The organism is Acidovorax sp. Leaf78 (assembly GCF_001422735.1).
Classification (GTDB): domain Bacteria; phylum Pseudomonadota; class Gammaproteobacteria; order Burkholderiales; family Burkholderiaceae_C; genus Acidovorax.
Genome location: NZ_LMLZ01000022.1, coordinates 326,296 through 342,170, shown reverse-complemented (window position 1 = coordinate 342,170; position 15,875 = coordinate 326,296). Strand labels below are relative to the sequence as shown.

General features: G+C 67.3%; 12 protein-coding genes and 1 pseudogene. 9 read left to right on the top strand and 4 right to left on the bottom strand.

Annotation, left to right across the window (positions count from 1 at the left end):
• Window positions 1-5: 5 nt before the first annotated feature.
• A pseudogene (locus tag ASF16_RS27200) lies at window positions 6-301 on the top strand (hypothetical protein); the annotation flags it as partial.
• Between the two features lies 1 nt (window position 302).
• Window positions 303-3,252: RHS repeat-associated core domain-containing protein (locus tag ASF16_RS20025; protein WP_369817181.1), on the top strand; the 2,950-nt coding region annotated here is incomplete at its 5' end.
• A 455-nt stretch (window positions 3,253-3,707) separates the two neighbouring features.
• Here ASF16_RS20025 and ASF16_RS20020 read toward each other — a convergent pair.
• On the bottom strand, window positions 3,708-4,514 hold the full coding sequence (locus ASF16_RS20020) for a VOC family protein (RefSeq protein ID WP_056171445.1): 807 nt from the start codon (window positions 4,512-4,514) through the stop codon (window positions 3,708-3,710).
• 62 nt (window positions 4,515-4,576) lie between these two features.
• Window positions 4,577-5,167: an OsmC family protein gene (locus tag ASF16_RS20015; RefSeq protein ID WP_056171443.1), complete on the bottom strand. Its 591-nt coding sequence runs from the start codon at window positions 5,165-5,167 to the stop codon at window positions 4,577-4,579.
• Between the two features lie 312 nt (window positions 5,168-5,479).
• On the opposite strand from ASF16_RS20015, the gene ASF16_RS20010 reads away from it, so the two are divergent.
• From ASF16_RS20010 to ASF16_RS19980, 7 genes are all read left to right on the top strand, one after another.
• Window positions 5,480-7,189, top strand: coding sequence for a TIGR04028 family ABC transporter substrate-binding protein (locus tag ASF16_RS20010; protein ID WP_056171441.1), 1,710 nt, complete (start codon window positions 5,480-5,482; stop codon window positions 7,187-7,189).
• A 162-nt stretch (window positions 7,190-7,351) separates the two neighbouring features.
• Window positions 7,352-8,290 carry an ABC transporter permease gene (locus tag ASF16_RS20005; protein ID WP_056171439.1) on the top strand — a complete coding sequence of 313 codons (939 nt, stop codon included), beginning with the start codon at window positions 7,352-7,354 and terminating at the stop codon, window positions 8,288-8,290.
• A gap of 10 nt (window positions 8,291-8,300) precedes the next feature.
• Window positions 8,301-9,281, top strand: a complete 981-nt coding sequence (locus ASF16_RS20000) for an ABC transporter permease (RefSeq protein ID WP_200926939.1) — start codon at window positions 8,301-8,303, stop codon at window positions 9,279-9,281.
• The gene (locus ASF16_RS19995; protein ID WP_056171437.1) at window positions 9,278-11,002 is read left to right on the top strand and encodes an ABC transporter ATP-binding protein; all 1,725 of its coding nucleotides are present in this window, start codon (window positions 9,278-9,280) and stop codon (window positions 11,000-11,002) included. The genes ASF16_RS20000 and ASF16_RS19995 overlap by 4 nt, the downstream gene beginning before the upstream one ends.
• Window positions 10,935-12,077 (top strand): putative FMN-dependent luciferase-like monooxygenase, encoded by a 1,143-nt coding sequence (locus tag ASF16_RS19990; protein WP_056171435.1) that lies wholly within the window; start codon window positions 10,935-10,937, stop codon window positions 12,075-12,077. Before ASF16_RS19995 ends, ASF16_RS19990 begins: the two co-directional genes overlap by 68 nt.
• On the top strand, window positions 12,074-12,772 hold the full coding sequence (locus ASF16_RS19985) for a CMD domain protein (RefSeq protein WP_056171433.1): 699 nt from the start codon (window positions 12,074-12,076) through the stop codon (window positions 12,770-12,772). The genes ASF16_RS19990 and ASF16_RS19985 overlap by 4 nt, the downstream gene beginning before the upstream one ends.
• A complete protein-coding gene (locus ASF16_RS19980; RefSeq protein WP_056171431.1) occupies window positions 12,769-13,389 on the top strand; it encodes an alkylhydroperoxidase domain protein in 621 nt (206 codons plus the stop codon). The genes ASF16_RS19985 and ASF16_RS19980 overlap by 4 nt, the downstream gene beginning before the upstream one ends.
• Before the next feature lie 314 nt (window positions 13,390-13,703).
• Here ASF16_RS19980 and ASF16_RS19975 read toward each other — a convergent pair whose 3' ends face one another.
• Together ASF16_RS19975 and ASF16_RS19970 are read right to left on the bottom strand one after the other, a co-directional pair.
• Complete coding sequence (locus tag ASF16_RS19975; RefSeq protein ID WP_056171429.1) at window positions 13,704-14,522, bottom strand: SOS response-associated peptidase; 819 nt, start codon at window positions 14,520-14,522, stop codon at window positions 13,704-13,706.
• A gap of 197 nt (window positions 14,523-14,719) precedes the next feature.
• Entirely contained in the window at window positions 14,720-15,853 is a 1,134-nt protein-coding gene (locus ASF16_RS19970; protein WP_235507451.1) for a diguanylate cyclase domain-containing protein, read from the bottom strand.
• Window positions 15,854-15,875 lie beyond the last annotated feature (22 nt).

Below are 15,875 nucleotides of genomic sequence, written 5' to 3'. Positions count from 1 at the left end.
CGCTCCTGCAGCTCGTCCAGAAAGGGAATCTGCCGACCAGAACCACCGAGCAAGGCCGCAGGACTGACTACACCTACGACAGCCAAGGTAACTTACTCACCTTGACCGTCGAGGGCACTGCCAGCCGGACCTGGAGTTGGACATACAACGCCCAGGCGCTGGTTGCCACCAGCACCACGCCCACTGGAGCAGTTACCAGCTACCTGTACGACACTGCTGGCAATCTCACCAGCCGCACGAGTCCTCTGGGGCATACAGAAAGCTATACCTACGATGTAGCTGGCCGCATGTTGAGCCATACNCCTGTACGACACTGCTGGCAATCTCACCAGCCGCACGAGTCCTCTGGGGCATACAGAAAGCTATACCTACGATGTAGCTGGCCGCATGTTGAGCCATACATCGGCCAGTGGTTTGTTGACCGAGTACACCTACGACGCTCGCGGGCGCATGCTCACTTTGCAGCGCGACGGGCTTGGCGCGACATACACCTACCGCGCCAGCGGCCAACTGGCCAGCATTGCTGTTAGCAGCGGCTACACCATCGCTTATCAGTACGACGCGGCTCAACGCCTGACGGGCTGGAGCGACAACCGGGACGCCTCAGGCACCTACGTGCTGGACGCCATGGGCAACCGCACTTCTGAAGTGGTGCGCAATGCCCAGGGCCAAACCGCGTGGACGCTGGCCCGCAGCATCAACAGCCTGAACCGCGCGCAAACCACTACGGTGGGGCCTCAGGCCGCCACCACGTACGGTTACGACGCGAATGGCGACCTGACCAGCACCACCAACGGCTTGGGAGAGTCGACACAGTACGGACTGGATGCCCTGCGCCGCGTGCAAGCCATCGCTGATGCGCAAAGCGCCACCGCCAGCCTGACGTACGACGCCTTGGACAGCGTCACCCAGGCCAGCGACTTCAAGGGCGTGGCCACCCACTATGAACGCAACGAAGTGGGCAATGCCAAGACAGAAACCAGCGCTGATTCGGGGACACAAGTTATTCAGTACGACGGACTGGATCTGCCCGGCAGCATCACCAACGCTCTGGGTGGTGTGACCAATATCGTGCGAGATAGCGTGGGCCGCCCCATCCGTATCATCTACAGCACCGCCCTCCACGCTCCCAGCCAAGACAGCCAGACCACCACCCTGCGCTACGACCTGCCGGGCAACGACTACAACCAGAGCGGCCAGCCCAACGCCAGCAAGGGATCGCTGAGCGAGATCGTGGACGCCAGCGGCACCACCAGCTACCAGCGTGATTGGCACGGCCGCATCGTGCGCAAAACCCAGCAACTGAAGAACGGCCACACCAGCACCGTGGGCTACAGCTACGCCCCGAGCGGCCTGCTGGCCAGCATCACCTATCCCGATGGCAAGGTACTGCAGCACCAGTACGACAGCACAGGTCTGCTCACAGGGCTGGTATGGAACAACCAGCCACTGGTCAGCGGCATCACCTGGAACCCGCTGGGCCAGCCCACCGGCTGGACCTGGAACCTGCAAGGCAGCCAGGGCAGCACCAGCCTGAGCGTGGCGCGCAGCTACAACACCGCAGGCCAGCTTACGAACAGCGAGATCGCCAGCTACCAGTACAACGCGGCGGGCCGCATCCAGAGCCTCACACAAAACCTGTGGGCCCCGACCAGCGCCAACCCGCTAGATCAGACAGTGCAAGAGTCCCCCGTGACTTGGAACGTGCAATACAGCAGCACGGGCCGCATCACGGGCTTTACCCGCCAAGCCATTGCCGGAGCTGGGGCGGACAGCACCACGTACCAATACGACGCCAACGGCAACCGCACGGGCAGCACCAGCCAACAGACCCTGGCGGGCAAGCCCACGGTCACCAGCCGCAGCTACAGCACCAGCGCAAGCGACAACCGGCTGCTGGGCTTTGCGCAAACCCAAAGTGCCACCGACCCAGCCACCGGCCAGGTCAGCACCGCCAACACCAGCGTGGCCTACAACTACGACGCGGCGGGCAACCAGCAGGGAGACGGCCTTCACGGCTACCAGTACGACAGCGAAGGCCGGCTGGAGCGGGTGACCCTGGGCACTGGGGCGGGAGCGTCGAGCGTGCAGTACGCGCACAGCGCATTGGGGCTGCGCGTGTTCAAGACCGACGTGCTGGCAGGCGCGAGCACCAGCACCAGCCAGGGCAGCACGAACACCACCACGACCAAAGCCGATCAGCCTCGGATCACCCTGCTGGGTGACGACGGCGAAGAGCAATCCGCAACCGGCCTCAAGTCCACGGGTCTGTTGCAGGACCTGCAGAACTTCTGGCTGCGCCTGTGGAGCCCGCAGACCGACAGCACCCAGGCCCAGGGCCGGGCGTTCGTGTACGCGGAAGACGGCAGCCTGCTGGGCGAATACCCCATGGAGGCCAACCCGACGACGGCACCGACAAAGGGAGCGCAGCACATCTGGCTGCCCACGGCCAACGGCCCGATGCCGATTGCGGTGGTGGGTGAAGGCCGGCAGTACGCAGTGCATGCGGACCACCTGAACACCCCGCGGCGCCTGACGCAGGAAGACGGCAAGGTGGCGTGGCAGTGGGCATACAGCGCGTTTGGAGAAGATGCGCCGACGACGGCGTCCACGCGGTTCACGAGCGAAACAACGAGCCCGAACACGGGGTCAACGGCGGTTCCGCTGGTGCAGTACAACCTGCGGTATCCGGGGCAGTACTTTGACGAGGAGAGTGGGCTGCATTACAACCACTTCCGCAGCTATGACCCGAAGAACGGCGGGCGGTATACGCAGGCTGATCCTATCGGGCTGGAGGGTGGGTGGAATCGGTTCTCCTACGTGGGCGAAAATTCGCTCTTGGCGATTGACCCACATGGTCTAGCTACCCTTACGTTAACCGGCGGCGGTAGCGCGGTAATTCTCGGTGGCGGGGAGGGGAGTTTTGGATTTTACATAAGCACAAAACCAAATGATATTGGAATTGTTGTGTCGGGAGGCATGGGTGTAGGTGCAAATGTAGGCTTAAGTGCTCAAATTGGATATATTCCTGGTGCATTATCCAATGTCTCTGGAAAAACGCAGAATACAAACTTATCTTGTGGTGTTGGAAGTGGGACGTGGATGACCGATCCAAATACAGGAAACTTTGCTGGCTTGACCCTGAGGCCAGCAGGTAGGCTTGGCGCCTCTATGACACATGCGCAAACAGAAACTTGGGGGCTTCGAGGACTTCTCGATCGATTGTTTGACAGGATGGGTGGACTTAAATGAATACTTCACCTCGAAAAATATTTGCGTGCGGAATGGTTCTATTTATATTGGTAGGAATTGCAATAGGAATTGCAGCTGCAGAAATTAAAATTTATTCGCTGAAGTGGATATTTTTGGCATGGATTGTCATTGGCTCGTTTTGCCTGCTTAAAATTCGATGCCCAAAATGTAAAACTCCTGTCGCGTATCAAGGGAGATTGGGAAAGATGTCAATATACGCAGGTTTTGTTCGGAAGAAATGCTTGAATTGCGGACATGATCTTACTGAATAAAGAATTTAGTGCGTAGAGCATGCGAAATATCTGAGCGCGCCCAGGCGCTTTACTTAGTAAGGCGGCTTATATGCCGGGCTTGGAAGTACGGCGTACACGTGATCGACGTCACAAAAAATGTCCCAACGAGCCAAACCGGTTGAATACCGGGCAACTGTTGGCGGGGTCGATCTCTAACAGAACTCAGGCCACCGCGAACTCGATGGCAGCACCGTGCGTACGCGCGGTGTGCGGCGTTGCAGGCGCAGCGCCCTCAGTAGCCAGTACCAGCGCATACGGCCCTTCGCCGCGCGTGCCCAGCTGCGCTCCCGCCGACTGCCCTGCGGCACCGCGCAGCGGCCCTTCCTGCGTCAGCACCAGCGTGCTGCGTCCCAGCGTCACCGTACCCACCCGCGCACCCGTGCCGGGCTGCAGAAAAGGTGCGCTCACATTGGCGGCCTGGGCTTGGCCCAGCAGGGCGCGGTAGTGGGCCAGGCTGGCGTCCAGGTCCTTCACGGCCAGGGCCAGGCTGGCCACGCCGCGGGCGCCGTTGGGGTGCACGCGGGCGTCGCCTTCGGGCACGCGCAGGGCGCGCGGGGTCTGGTCGCCGCACAGGAAGGGCAGGTCGTGCGACGGGGGGCGTGCCGTCTGCCACTGCAGGCGCTCGCCGTCGGGCCGCACGCGGCCGCCGTCGTGGGGGCCGCTGTAGGCCAGGCCCCGGTCCTTGGCGCCGGCCACGGTGGTGGCGGTGTCGGGCGGCAGCAGCGCAAAGTCCACGATGCCGTCGCCGTGCGCGTTCAAGAGCTCCCACCAGCGCTCGCCGGGCGATGGGGATCGCCACGCGATCAGCTCGAAGTAGGAGCCGTCCGCAAAGACGACCAGCGCGTTGTAGGTGGGCCGGCCGGGGTGGTCGCCGCCCTGCAGCACGTTGAATCCGAGGGCGCGGTAGTCGGCGATGGTCTGCTCCAGATCCTTCACCGCGATCACGATGTGGTCGAGTGTCAATGCCATGGGGGCTGTGTTCCTTGCGGGGTCAATGGGTGGTGAATGGTCGATGTGCGGTCAGTCGGTGGTCACGCGGGCACGGCTTCGGCGGGCTGTGCGGCTGGCTGCGGTGCGGTGGCGCTGGAGTTGGTCAGCGCGACGCTGGCGCGTACCTGCTGCGGGTTGCGCAGCAGGTTCAGGATGGGGCAGGTGCGCTCCACCGCTTCAAACAGTGCGTCGATGTCGGCCCGGCTCGCGGGCGAGTCGATGTGCACGGTGTAGGCGATGTCGTGCGGCCAGATGGGCGTTTCCTCGTGCCCGGGCTTGCCGCCGCGCGGGTCGATCACGCCGGTGACCTCGACCTCCAGGCTGGTCAACGGCACCTGGCGCGAGGCGGCCTGGATCAAGAAGATGTGCGTCACGCAGCTGCCCAGCACACCCAGTTGCAGCTCGGGTGAACTGGGGCCCAGGTTGTAGCCCGCGAAGTCGGGCGGGCTGTCGCTGATGACCTGGTGGTCGCGGATGCGGATGCGGCGCACGCCGCTGCGGCCTTCGGCGCTCACGCGGGCCTTCAGGGCCGCCGGCTGTGCGGTGCCGCGTTCGATGGCTGCGTCGCGCGCCAGCACGGCAGCGCGCTTTTCGGCCAGGTAGTCGTTGAGGTGGGCATGAAGCTGGGGCATAGCGGTGTGCTTTCTGCTGCTTGCCGCCGCGGACATCGGGCGCAATACAAGCAGCGTGTTGCTGCCATTGTGGGAAGCCACGCACCCCCATGCCAACAAAGAAAACCGCGCTCGCATATGCGCGTTCCGGATAAGTGCGCAGGCAGTGTCGACTGCATCGTTTTGCGCATATCGATGCTACTTAATACATGCCTGCAACCGCTCTTGCACCGATAGCATGAATGCATATGAACTGGCCCCGCTGCAGTGCGCACACCGCGCTGCAGCCTGTGACAACAGGTCCGCAAGGACGGCGCCGGATGTGTTATTCCAATGCCGGTACGGCGACGAGGTCATCACGTGTTTTTCGCAAAAAAGAAGTCGGTGGGATGGTGGGCCGCGGGTGCGGTCGCCGTGGCGGTAGGGGTGCTGTTGGCTGGCTGCTCCAAGCAGGGCAGCGAGCCTGTCGCGACCGCAGGTGCCAGCGCCGACCAGCCGGTGCAGGGCGGCACGCTGGTCTACCTGGAGCAGCAGGCGCACACCAACCTGTACCCGCCAGCGGGGGGCTTCTACCCGAACGGCGGCATCCTCAACCAGATCACCGACAAGCTCACCTACCAGGACCCGAAGACGCTGCAGATCCAGCCCTGGATCGCCGAGTCGTGGACCGTGAACGACACCGCCACCGAGTACACCTTCAAGCTCAAGAGCGGCGTGACCTTCTCCGACGGCACCCCGCTCGATGCCGCCGCTGTGGCCAGGAACTACGACACCTACGGCCTGGGCAACAAGGAGCTCAAGCTGCCGGTGTCCGAGGTGATCAACAACTACGACAAGAGCGAGGTGGTGGACCCGCTCACCGTCAAGTTCTACTTCAAGAAGCCCTCGCCGGGCTTTCTGCAGGGCACGTCCGTCATTGGCTCAGGCCTGGTGTCGCTGGCCACGCTGGCACGGCCGTTTGAAGAGCTGGGCGATGCGACGAAGATCATCGGCTCGGGGCCCTTCGTGGTGACGGCCGAGACGCTGGGCAAGGAGCTCACGCTCACCGCCCGCAAGGAATACACCTGGGGCCCCGCCCAGCACGCCCACCAGGGCCGTGCGCGGCTCGATGAGATCAAGCTCATCGTCACGCCCGAAGACAGCGTGCGCATCGGCGCGCTGCTGTCGGGCCAGGCGGGCTTCATCCGCCAGGTGCAGGCCTATGACGAAAAGCGCGTGCAGGACCAGAAGTTCGAGATCTATGCACCGTCCACGCGCGGCGTGAACAACAGCGTGGTCTTTCGCCCCGACAACGCGCTGGTGGCCGATGTGAAGGTGCGCCAGGCGTTGCTGCACGCCACCAACACCAAGGAGATCGTGCAGACGCTGTTCTCGGCCAACTACCCGCAGGCCACCTCGGTCATCGCGTCCACCGCGCTGGGCTATGTGAACCTGTCGGCCAAGCTGGGCTACGACGAGGCCAAGGCCAAACAGTTGCTGGACGACGCCGGCTGGAAGCTCAATGCCAACGGCCTGCGCGAGAAGGATGGCAAGGAGCTGGTGCTGGCCGCGTACGAGTCGCTGCCGCAGCCGCAGAACAAGGAAACCCTGCAGCTCGTGGCGCAGCAGTGGGCCAAGGTGGGCGTCAAGCTCAACGTGCTGGCGGGTGACGCCGGCAGCCGCGTGGTGGACAACCTCGACCCCGAGAAGACCCCTGTGTCCCCCGGCATGGTGGGTCGGGCAGACCCCGACGTGATCAAGAGCAACTACTACCCCACCAACCGTAACGTGCTGCTGCAAAAGGGCGGCGTGAGCGGCAAGGTCAAGGCGTTCGAGGACACGAAACTCAACGGCCTGCTCGACGCCATCGCCGCCGAGACCGACCTGGCCAAGCGCTTGGCGCTCACGGCCGATGTGCAGAACTACCTGATCGACCAGGCGTACGTGATCCCAGTGTTCGAAGAGCCGCAGGCGTTTGCAGGATCGCCATCGGTGAAGGGCGTGGGCTTTGAGGCGGTGGGCCGACCCAGCTTCTACGGCACGTGGATCGCCGCAAGACATTGACTCCCCCTGAGTCGCTGCGCGCCTTCCCCCTGGGGGGGACGCCACCGGTGGACCGGCGAAGCCGGCTCCACGGTGGCACTGGCTTGGGACGCGCCAGTTTCTAACGCTGTGCGGCTGCTGGCTGCTGCTAATGCTGTTGCTTTTGATGAAGGAGTGACTTCCATGTTCAAGTACCTTGCCCATCGCACGGGCCAGGCCCTGCTGGTGCTGTGGGCGGCGTTCACCGCGTCGTTCGTGCTGCTGCAGCTGCTGCCGGGCGATGCGATCCTGATCAAGTTCCTGAACCCTGAGTTTGGCCTGGGCCCACAGGAGATCGCGGACATCCGTGCGGCCTACGGCGCGGACACGTCGGTGTGGCAGCAGTATCTGCACACGCTGCTGGGCTTCCTCAGCGGAAACTTCGGGTATTCGGTGCAGGCGGGTGTGCCGGTGAGCCAGGGCTTGGCCACCAACCTGCCGCCCACGCTGCGCCTGGCGGGGCTGGGCTTTGCGGCGGCGCTGCTGCTGGCGGTGGTGCTCGCGTTTGCCTCGCAGCTCACGCGCTGGGGCTGGCTGCGCTCGGCGCTGCAGTCGCTGCCTTCGCTGTTCATCTCGGTGCCGGTGTTCTGGCTGGGGATCATGCTGATCCAGGTGGTGTCGTTCCGCCTGGGGTGGATTCCGGTGATCAACCCCGGCAAGTGGCAGGGCCTGGTGCTGCCCACGCTCACGCTCGCCATTCCCATCGCCGCGCCGCTGGCGCAGATTTTGATCCGCAACATCGACGAGGTGCTCACGCAGCCCTTCGTGGCCGTGGCGCGCGCCAAGGGCGCTACACGCCAGTGGGTGTTGTGGAAGCACGTGGCGCGCAACGCGGTGCTGCCCACGCTGACCATTGCGGGCGTGCTGTTCGGCGAATTGCTGGCGGGCGCCGTGGTGACCGAGGCGGTGTTCGGCCTGAACGGCCTGGGCAGCCTCACGCAGCAGGCGGTGGGCAACCAGGACACCGCCGTGCTGCAGGCGGTGGTGGTGGTCTCGGCCACGGCCTTCGTGTTCATCAACCTGGTGGTGGACCTGCTCTACCCCGTGTTCGACCCCCGCCTGCGTTCGCGCCTGGGCACTTGAGGACCACCCCATGACCACCACTTCTTCGACCGCCGACCTGGGCGTTTTTACGGGCACTGCACACCCGGCCCCGCACCGCTTCGAGCGCGCCGTGGCGGCGCCTGCAGCTGTCGTGGTGCCCACGGCGCCCATCCCGGCCGCCCCGCCGCCGCGCGCGCACGGCAGCACCTGGGGCGGCCGCATCCTGCAGCGCACGCGCAGCGCACCCATCAGCCTGTGGCTGGCCTGGGGCGTGATCGCGCTGGTGGCGCTGTGGGCGGTCGCGCCCGGGCTCTTCACCAGCTACAGCGCGACGGTGGGCGTGGCGGGCCAGCAGCTGCAGGCGCCGTCGGCCGCGCACTGGCTGGGCACCGATGCGCTGGGCCGCGACGGCTATGCGCGGCTGGTGTTCGGCGCGGTGCATTCGCTGTCGGGCGCGTTCCTGGCGGTGGCCGTGGGGCTGGTGCTGGGCACGCTGCTGGGCGTGCTGGCGGGCTCTATCGGCGGCTGGGTGGAAGACGTGATCATGCGCACCGTCGACGTGCTGTTGTCGGTGCCTGCGCTGCTGCTGTCGCTGTCCATCATCATCATCCTGGGCTTTGGCACGCTGAACGCCGCGGTGGCGGTAGGCGTGGCATCGGTCGCCAGCTTTGCGCGACTGACCCGGTCCGAGGTGGTGCGCGTGCGCCGCTCCGACTACGTGGAGGCGGCCTTCGGCAGCGGCGGGCGCTTTGGCGCTGTGCTGTGGCGCCATGTGCTGCCCAACTCGCTGACCTCGGTGATCGCCATGGCGGCGCTGCAGTTCGGCTCGGCCATCCTGTCGATATCGACGCTGGGGTTCCTGGGCTACGGCGCGCCGCCGCCCACGCCCGAATGGGGCCTGCTCATCGCCGAGGGGCGCAACTACATCTCCACGGCTTGGTGGCTCACCACCGTGCCGGGGCTGGTGGTGGTGGCCGTGGTGCTGGCGGCCAACCGCATCAGCGCGGCGTTGACGAAGGGGCGCGCATGACCACCATCGCCCAGGCCGTGGCGCAGCCGCCGGTGCTGGAGGTGGAGAACCTCTCCATCGCCTACCGCGACAAGGACCATGAACAGCGTGTGGTGCACGGCGTGTCGTTCGCCATTGCGCCCGGCGAGGTCGTGGCGCTGGTGGGCGAGTCGGGCTCGGGCAAGACCACCACCGCGCAGGCCCTCATCGGCCTGCTCGCCGACAACGGTCGGGTGGAGCGCGGCGCAATCCGGCTCAACGGCACGGACATCGCCGGCTGGTCGCCCGACCGCTTCGACACGGTGCGCGGCCGCGTGGTGAGCCTCATCCCGCAAGACCCGACCAGCTCGCTCAACCCCGTGCGCACGGTGGGCGAGCAGGTGGGCGAGATCTTGAAGATCCACCGCTACGGCGACCGCCAGGCCATCGCGCGGCGCGTGGTCGAGCTGCTGGCCAAGGTGGGCCTGTCGCAGCCCGAGCTGCGTGCGCGACAGTACCCGCACGAGCTATCGGGCGGCATGAAGCAGCGTGTGCTGATCGCCATTGCCATTGCGCTGCAGCCCGCGCTCATCATTGCCGACGAGCCCACCAGCGCGCTCGACGTGACGGTGCAGCGGCGCATCCTCGACCTCATCGACGAACTGCGCAGCGAGTTCGGCACCGCCGTGCTGCTGGTCACGCACGACTTGGGCGTGGCGGCCGACCGCGCCAACCGGCTCGTGGTGCTGCAGGGCGGGCGCATCCAGGAGCAGGGCGACACCGCCAGCGTGCTGCGCAACCCGCACAGCGCCTACACGCGCAAGCTGCTGGCCGATGCGCCGTCGCTTGCGCAGGGCGCGTTTCGCCCGGCCCGTGCCACCGCGGCCAACGACGCGCCCGAGCGGCCCGAAGACTTCGCCATCGTGGTGGACGGCCTGGTGCACGACTTCGACGTGGCCGGGCGCAAGGAGCCGTTCCGCGCGGTGGACGGCGTGTCGTTCCGCGTGCGGCGCGGCACCACACACGCTATCGTGGGCGAGTCGGGCTCGGGCAAGACCACCACCATCCGCGACGTGGTGGGCTTTCGCCAGCCCACGGCGGGCCGCATCGTCATCGAGGGCACGGACCTCACCACCCTGCGTGGCGAGGCGCTGCGGCAGTTCCGCCGCACGGTGCAGCTGGTCTACCAGAACCCGTTCAGCTCGCTGGACCCGCGCCAGACCATCTTCCAGATCATCGAAGAGCCCCTGCTCAACTTCGAGCCGCTGCCCGCCGCCGAGCGAGCGCGCCGCGTGCACGACATCCTGGCCCGCGTGGGCCTGCCGCCCGCCGTGCTGGAGCGCCGCCCGCGGGCCCTGTCGGGCGGCCAGCGCCAGCGCGTGGCCATTGCGCGCGCCCTGGTGCTGCAGCCGCGCGTGCTGGTGCTCGACGAGGCGGTGTCGGCCCTGGACGTGACCGTGCAGGCGCAGATCCTGGCGCTGCTGGAGACGCTGCAGCGCGACCTGGGCCTGACCTATCTCTTCATCTCGCACGACCTGGCCGTGGTGCGCCAGATCGCGGACACCGTCTCGGTGCTGCAGGGCGGCCGGCAGGTGGATGCGGGCCGCGTGGAAGACGTGTTCCTGCGCCCCGGCAGCGACTACACGCGCGAACTCATCGACGCCATCCCCGGCAAAAAGAACCACCTCCCTCACCATGACCCTCTCGACATCCACACCACCCACACCACCCAAGCGCCTGGGCTTCTTCAGCAGACTGCTTGACGACGCGCCTGCGGGCGAGCGTTACCGGCTGGTGACCGAACAGATCGCCCATGCCGAGGCCTTCGGCTTCGACTCTGCCTGGGTCGCGCAGCACCACTTCCACGCGCACGAAGGCGGCCTGCCTTCGCCCTTCGTCTTCCTGGCCCACGTGGCGGCGCGCACGCGGCGTATCCGCCTCGGTACCGGCATCGTGACCCTGCCCCTGGAGAACGCAGTGCGCGTGGCCGAGGACGCCATCGTGCTCGACCTGCTCTCGGGCGGGAGGCTGGAGCTGGGCGTGGGCACGGGCGGAACGCCCGAGTCGTTCGCCGCGTTCGGCATCACCAACTACGACCGCAGCGCGGTCTATGCGCGCCACCTGGCCCTGGTGCGGGACGCATGGGCCGGCAGGCCCCTGCCCGGTGGCGACCGACTGTACCCGGCGTCCGAACAGCTGCTGGGCCGCATCTGGCAGGCCACGTTCTCGGTGGCGGGCGGCGAGCGCGCGGGGCAGGCAGGCGACGGGCTGATGCTGTCGCGCACCCAGCCGCGCACGGCCGAGGCGCCGGGCGCCGCGCTGCACGACCTGCAGCACCCCATCATCGACGCCTACCTGGCCGCGCTGCCCGGCGGCGCCACGCCACGCATCGTCGGCTCGCGCAGCCTGTTCGTGGCCGACGACCGCAAGGAGGCGCTGCGCCTGGCGGATGTGGGCCTGCGCCGCGCTGCCTCGCGTTTTGCCACTGCCGCGCTGCAGCCGGGGCAGGCACCGCGCCCCGGGCCCGATGCGCCCCTGGAGACATTGATCGCCGCGTACGACGTGCACGTGGGCACGCCCGACGATGTGATCGCCTCGCTGCAGGCCGACACGGCACTGGCGCGCGCCACCGACATCGTGTTTCAGGTGCATTCGGTGGACCCGCCGCATGCGCACATCCTGCGCTCCATCGAACTCACGGCCACGCGCGTGGCGCCAGCGTTGGGCTGGGTGCGTAAGCACACCGGCGCTGCCACCACCACTCCCACCACTGCAGCCGCAACCACTACGGCACCCACACCAACAGCTTCCTCCACCCGCACCGAGGCCATCGCATGAGCACCCCTGCCCCCATTCCCTCCCCCGGCGCAACGCCGCACGCTGCGGCGTTGCCCGACGTGATCGACCTGCTCGCTGGTATCGAACCTGGTGACCACTTGGACACCATTCGCCGCCACCGGATCGAGGCGCGCACCCATGCGCAAGCGAGCTACCGCGCGTTGTTCGCGCCCACCGCCCCGGCGCCGGGCACTGTCACGCTGGCCGAGCGCCTGGCGGTTGCGGCCTTTGTCGCAGGCCTGCACCAGCAGCCGGACGCCGCAGCGTTCTATGCCGCCGCGCTGGTGGCGCAGGATGCCGGTGCGGGCCTGGCCCAGGCCATCTCGGCCGAGGTCAGCCGGGGCGCAACGCAGGGCCCGTACGGCCACTACCCCGCCGGCCCACTGAGCCGCGAAAACACCGACGGCCCCGCCTACGCCGTGGGCGATGCGCAGCGCACCGTGCTGGGCGTGCGGTTGTCGGCAGGCCTGGCGCACGCGCACCTGCTGACCTTCCACCCGCGCGATGCCAGCCCCGAGGCCTTGCAGGCGCTGCTGGACGCAGGCTGGTCGGCCACCGACATCGTGATCCTGTCGCAGCTGGTGGCGTTCCTGTCGTTCCAGATCCGCGTGGTGGTGGGCCTGCGCCTGCTCGCAGCGCACCCGGCACCTGCCGCGTCGTCGTCCACCCCCCACACCGCAGAGGCCCAGCCATGAGCGATACCGCCGTCATCACCCACCCCGGCAACCATGAGCCCACGGCCTTCACGCAGGCGCAGCTCGAATGGCTGCCCTGGCTGCCGCCGCTGGCCGAGGACGAGCTGACCGAGCGCCACTACGCCGGCCTGGTGGACGCGGCACGTGCCAAGTCGCCCTACTTTCGCCTGCTGGCGCGCGACCCGGACACGCTGGGCGCGCGCACCAGCACCGACAAGGACATCTTCTACAACCCGGATGCAGGGCTGCCCCGGGCGGAGCGCGAGCTGTCGGCCACGGCCACCTCGCGGGCCAACGGCTGCATCTACTGCGCGTCGGTGCATGCGCGCTTTGCCGCGCACTTCTCGCACCGCCAGGCCGATGTGCAGCGCCTGCTGGACGAGGGTGTCGGGGCCGATCTCGACCCGCGCTGGAACGCCATCGTCGCGGCCTCGGTGGCCCTCACGGCGACCCCCGCGGCGCTGGACGGGACCCATATCGAAAGCCTGCGCGCTGCAGGGCTCGACGACTTCGCGATCTCCGACGCGCTGCACGGCGCGGCGTTCTTCAACTGGGCCAACCGGCTGATGCTGTCGCTGGGGGAGCCGCAGCAGCAGACTGCGGCGGCTGCGGCCTGAAGCGGGTGATGATCGATCTTCCCTGCGCTGAGTGATCGACCTCGGACCTATGGGGCGGGCCACTCCGGTTTGCTTTCCGTTCCACTTCGGCCACTTCGGCCACTTCGGCCGCTTAGGCCCATTTCGGTCATGGCCTCCCACCATCGCTCACTCCCCCAACCGTTCGGACTGAGCCTGTCGAAGCCCTGCGCGGCGCTTCGACAGGCTCAGCTCGAACGGTGGGTGGTTGGGTTGGGCGAGGTTAGGTTGCGTGAGATTGGGTGAGGTTCGCTGGGCTCGGTGGGGTGCGACGGCATCCAGGGCCGCAGCCAGCCTCAGCCCAACAATCCCTTGGGCACCTTGTCCGCCTTCTTCTCCACCGGGTTGGCCGTGAGCCACTGGGGCGCGTACTGGCGCATGAACTCCTTGGCCTTGTCCTGCCGGGCCGTGAGCCAGGCGTCGTAGGCGCCTTCGTTCAGGATGGCGGGCATGCTCTTTTCGCTGCCGGGCTGCTGGTAGCGGTGCAGCAGTGCGTGGTTGTTGGCGTTCACCGTCAGCAGGCAGTAGCTCACGATGACTTCGCCGTCGCTGCCCTGCCAGCGCGCCCACAGGCCCGCCACGCCCATGGGCTTGCCGTCCACGCGGGAGATGCGGGTGGGCAGTGCCTTGCCGGCGCGGTAGTCGTCTTCGTAGAACGCCTGCATGGGCACGATGCAGCGCTGGCCCTTGAGCCATGCGTCGCGGAACGCGGTGCCGGTGGAGGCGAGGTCGGACTTGGCATTGACCAGCTTGGGCGCGCGCAGCTTCGCGTCGGATGCAGACTTGACCCAGTGCGGCACCAGGCCCCACTGCGCAGGCACGAACACGCGGGCGGTCGCAGGGGTGGCTGCGGCAGTGCCTTCGCCGGGGCCGGCTGCGTCTTCCTCGGCCGCGGCAGCTTCCGTGTCCTGGGCGCTGTCGCCTGGGGCCTCGACGGCGGCGGCGGTGGTCGCTGCAGCCGGGTTGGCAATGGCGGCGGCGGTGGCGGCGTGGACGATGAAGCCCCCTGGCTTGCGCGGCCACAGGTGACGCTCGCCGGGCTCGGCGGGGGGCTCCACGGCGAACGCCTCGCGGTAGGTGTCGGCGGGGTGCAGGGTTTCGTAGTGCGTGCTCATGGTGCGATGGTACCGGGCTGTGCCGAGGTTTCCATTAAAAATGCCGGCTACCGCTGAATTGGCGAGCGCTGATAGCTATCAAAAAAGGAGTGTCTGTACGCGGCCAAGTGGTGGAGCGGTGGAACTGTGGCACCGGTGGCCCGCCTGAAGCACCTTGGCGCCTGCCTGGTCGTGGCAACCGGTGCGCCTGCAGGCGCTCAGGCGCGGGCGCCGAGCGGCTTGCCGGGGCCTTTGCTGCCGACGCGGGGGCTCACCGGGGCGACGACGATGCGGTTGCGCCCGAGCGACTTGGCGGTGTACAGCGCCTGGTCGGCGCGCTCGAGCGTCAGCTCCACCGTGTCGCCCGGCAGGTGCAGCGCCAGGCCTGCCGACAGCGTCATGTGCAGGCTGCCCGAGGGGTGCGGGATGTCCATGCCGGCCACCGCCAGGCGCACGCGTTCGAGCAGTTCGCGCGCGTCGTCGCTCTGGGTGTCCGACAGCAGCAGCACGAATTCTTCGCCGCCCCAGCGGCCCAGCACGTCCGTATCGCGCACGCTGGCCCGCACGACGCCGGCAAAGGCCTGCAGCGCGCGGTCGCCGGTGGCGTGGCCGTGGCTGTCGTTGATGCGCTTGAAGTGGTCGATGTCCAGCTCGGCCAGCAGCATGGGGCGGCCGCTGCGCAGGCTGCGGCGGTGCTCCAGGTCCATCAGGTCCTGCATGGCGCGGCGGTTGGGCAGGCCGGTGAGCTCGTCGCGCGTGGCCAGTTCGCGGTTCACGGCCAGGGCCTGGGCCAGCGCCTGGCGCTGCTCGCTCAGCCGCGCGCGGATGCGCTGGATGCGCAGGTTCAGCGCAATGCTGCCACCCAGCACGATGAGCACCATGAGCGCGTAGGCCGTGTCCAGGTAGCCGAAGGGAGAGGTGCTGAAGCGCGTGGTGGCCGCCACCGCGCAGCTGAAGGCCAGCAGCGCGTACACGCCGATGCCGATCACCTCCGCCACGCTGAGGCCGAAGGTGCCGAAGAAGAGGATCATGGCCAGCACGCTGGGCACGATGCCCCGCGCTTCGCCGGCCAGCACGTACGCCACGGCGCCGCTGGTGATGGTCCAGACCATCTGCGGTACGGTCAGGGAAGGGTCGGCCAGGCGCGCTGTGTGGCCGGATCGGATGAAAGCGGTCATCACGGCCAGCCCACCCACCGAGATGGCGGCCCACCACTGCACGGCGGGCGCATTCGTCGCATCGCTGGCCCCGGCCACCAGCAGCATCACGCCCGAACTGGCGCTCATCAGCACCAGCGCGAGCAGCGCCACGCTCATCAGCGTGCGCCGACGGGGGTCGGTGGAGAGAACCACGTCCCTCAAGCGTTTCCAGCGT

Excerpts from the sequence above, each read along its gene's own strand:
- ASF16_RS20020 (WP_056171445.1), bottom strand. The coding sequence starts at position 4,514 with ATGGCATTGACACTCGACCACATCGTGATCGCGGTGAAGGATCTGGAG.
- ASF16_RS20015 (WP_056171443.1), bottom strand. The coding sequence starts at position 5,167 with ATGCCCCAGCTTCATGCCCACCTCAACGACTACCTGGCCGAAAAGCGC.
- ASF16_RS20010 (WP_056171441.1), top strand. The coding sequence starts at position 5,480 with ATGCCGGTACGGCGACGAGGTCATCACGTGTTTTTCGCAAAAAAGAAG.
- ASF16_RS20005 (WP_056171439.1), top strand. The coding sequence starts at position 7,352 with ATGTTCAAGTACCTTGCCCATCGCACGGGCCAGGCCCTGCTGGTGCTG.
- ASF16_RS20000 (WP_200926939.1), top strand. The coding sequence starts at position 8,301 with ATGACCACCACTTCTTCGACCGCCGACCTGGGCGTTTTTACGGGCACT.
- ASF16_RS19995 (WP_056171437.1), top strand. The coding sequence starts at position 9,278 with ATGACCACCATCGCCCAGGCCGTGGCGCAGCCGCCGGTGCTGGAGGTG.
- ASF16_RS19990 (WP_056171435.1), top strand. The coding sequence starts at position 10,935 with ATGACCCTCTCGACATCCACACCACCCACACCACCCAAGCGCCTGGGC.
- ASF16_RS19985 (WP_056171433.1), top strand. The coding sequence starts at position 12,074 with ATGAGCACCCCTGCCCCCATTCCCTCCCCCGGCGCAACGCCGCACGCT.
- ASF16_RS19980 (WP_056171431.1), top strand. The coding sequence starts at position 12,769 with ATGAGCGATACCGCCGTCATCACCCACCCCGGCAACCATGAGCCCACG.
- ASF16_RS19975 (WP_056171429.1), bottom strand. The coding sequence starts at position 14,522 with ATGAGCACGCACTACGAAACCCTGCACCCCGCCGACACCTACCGCGAG.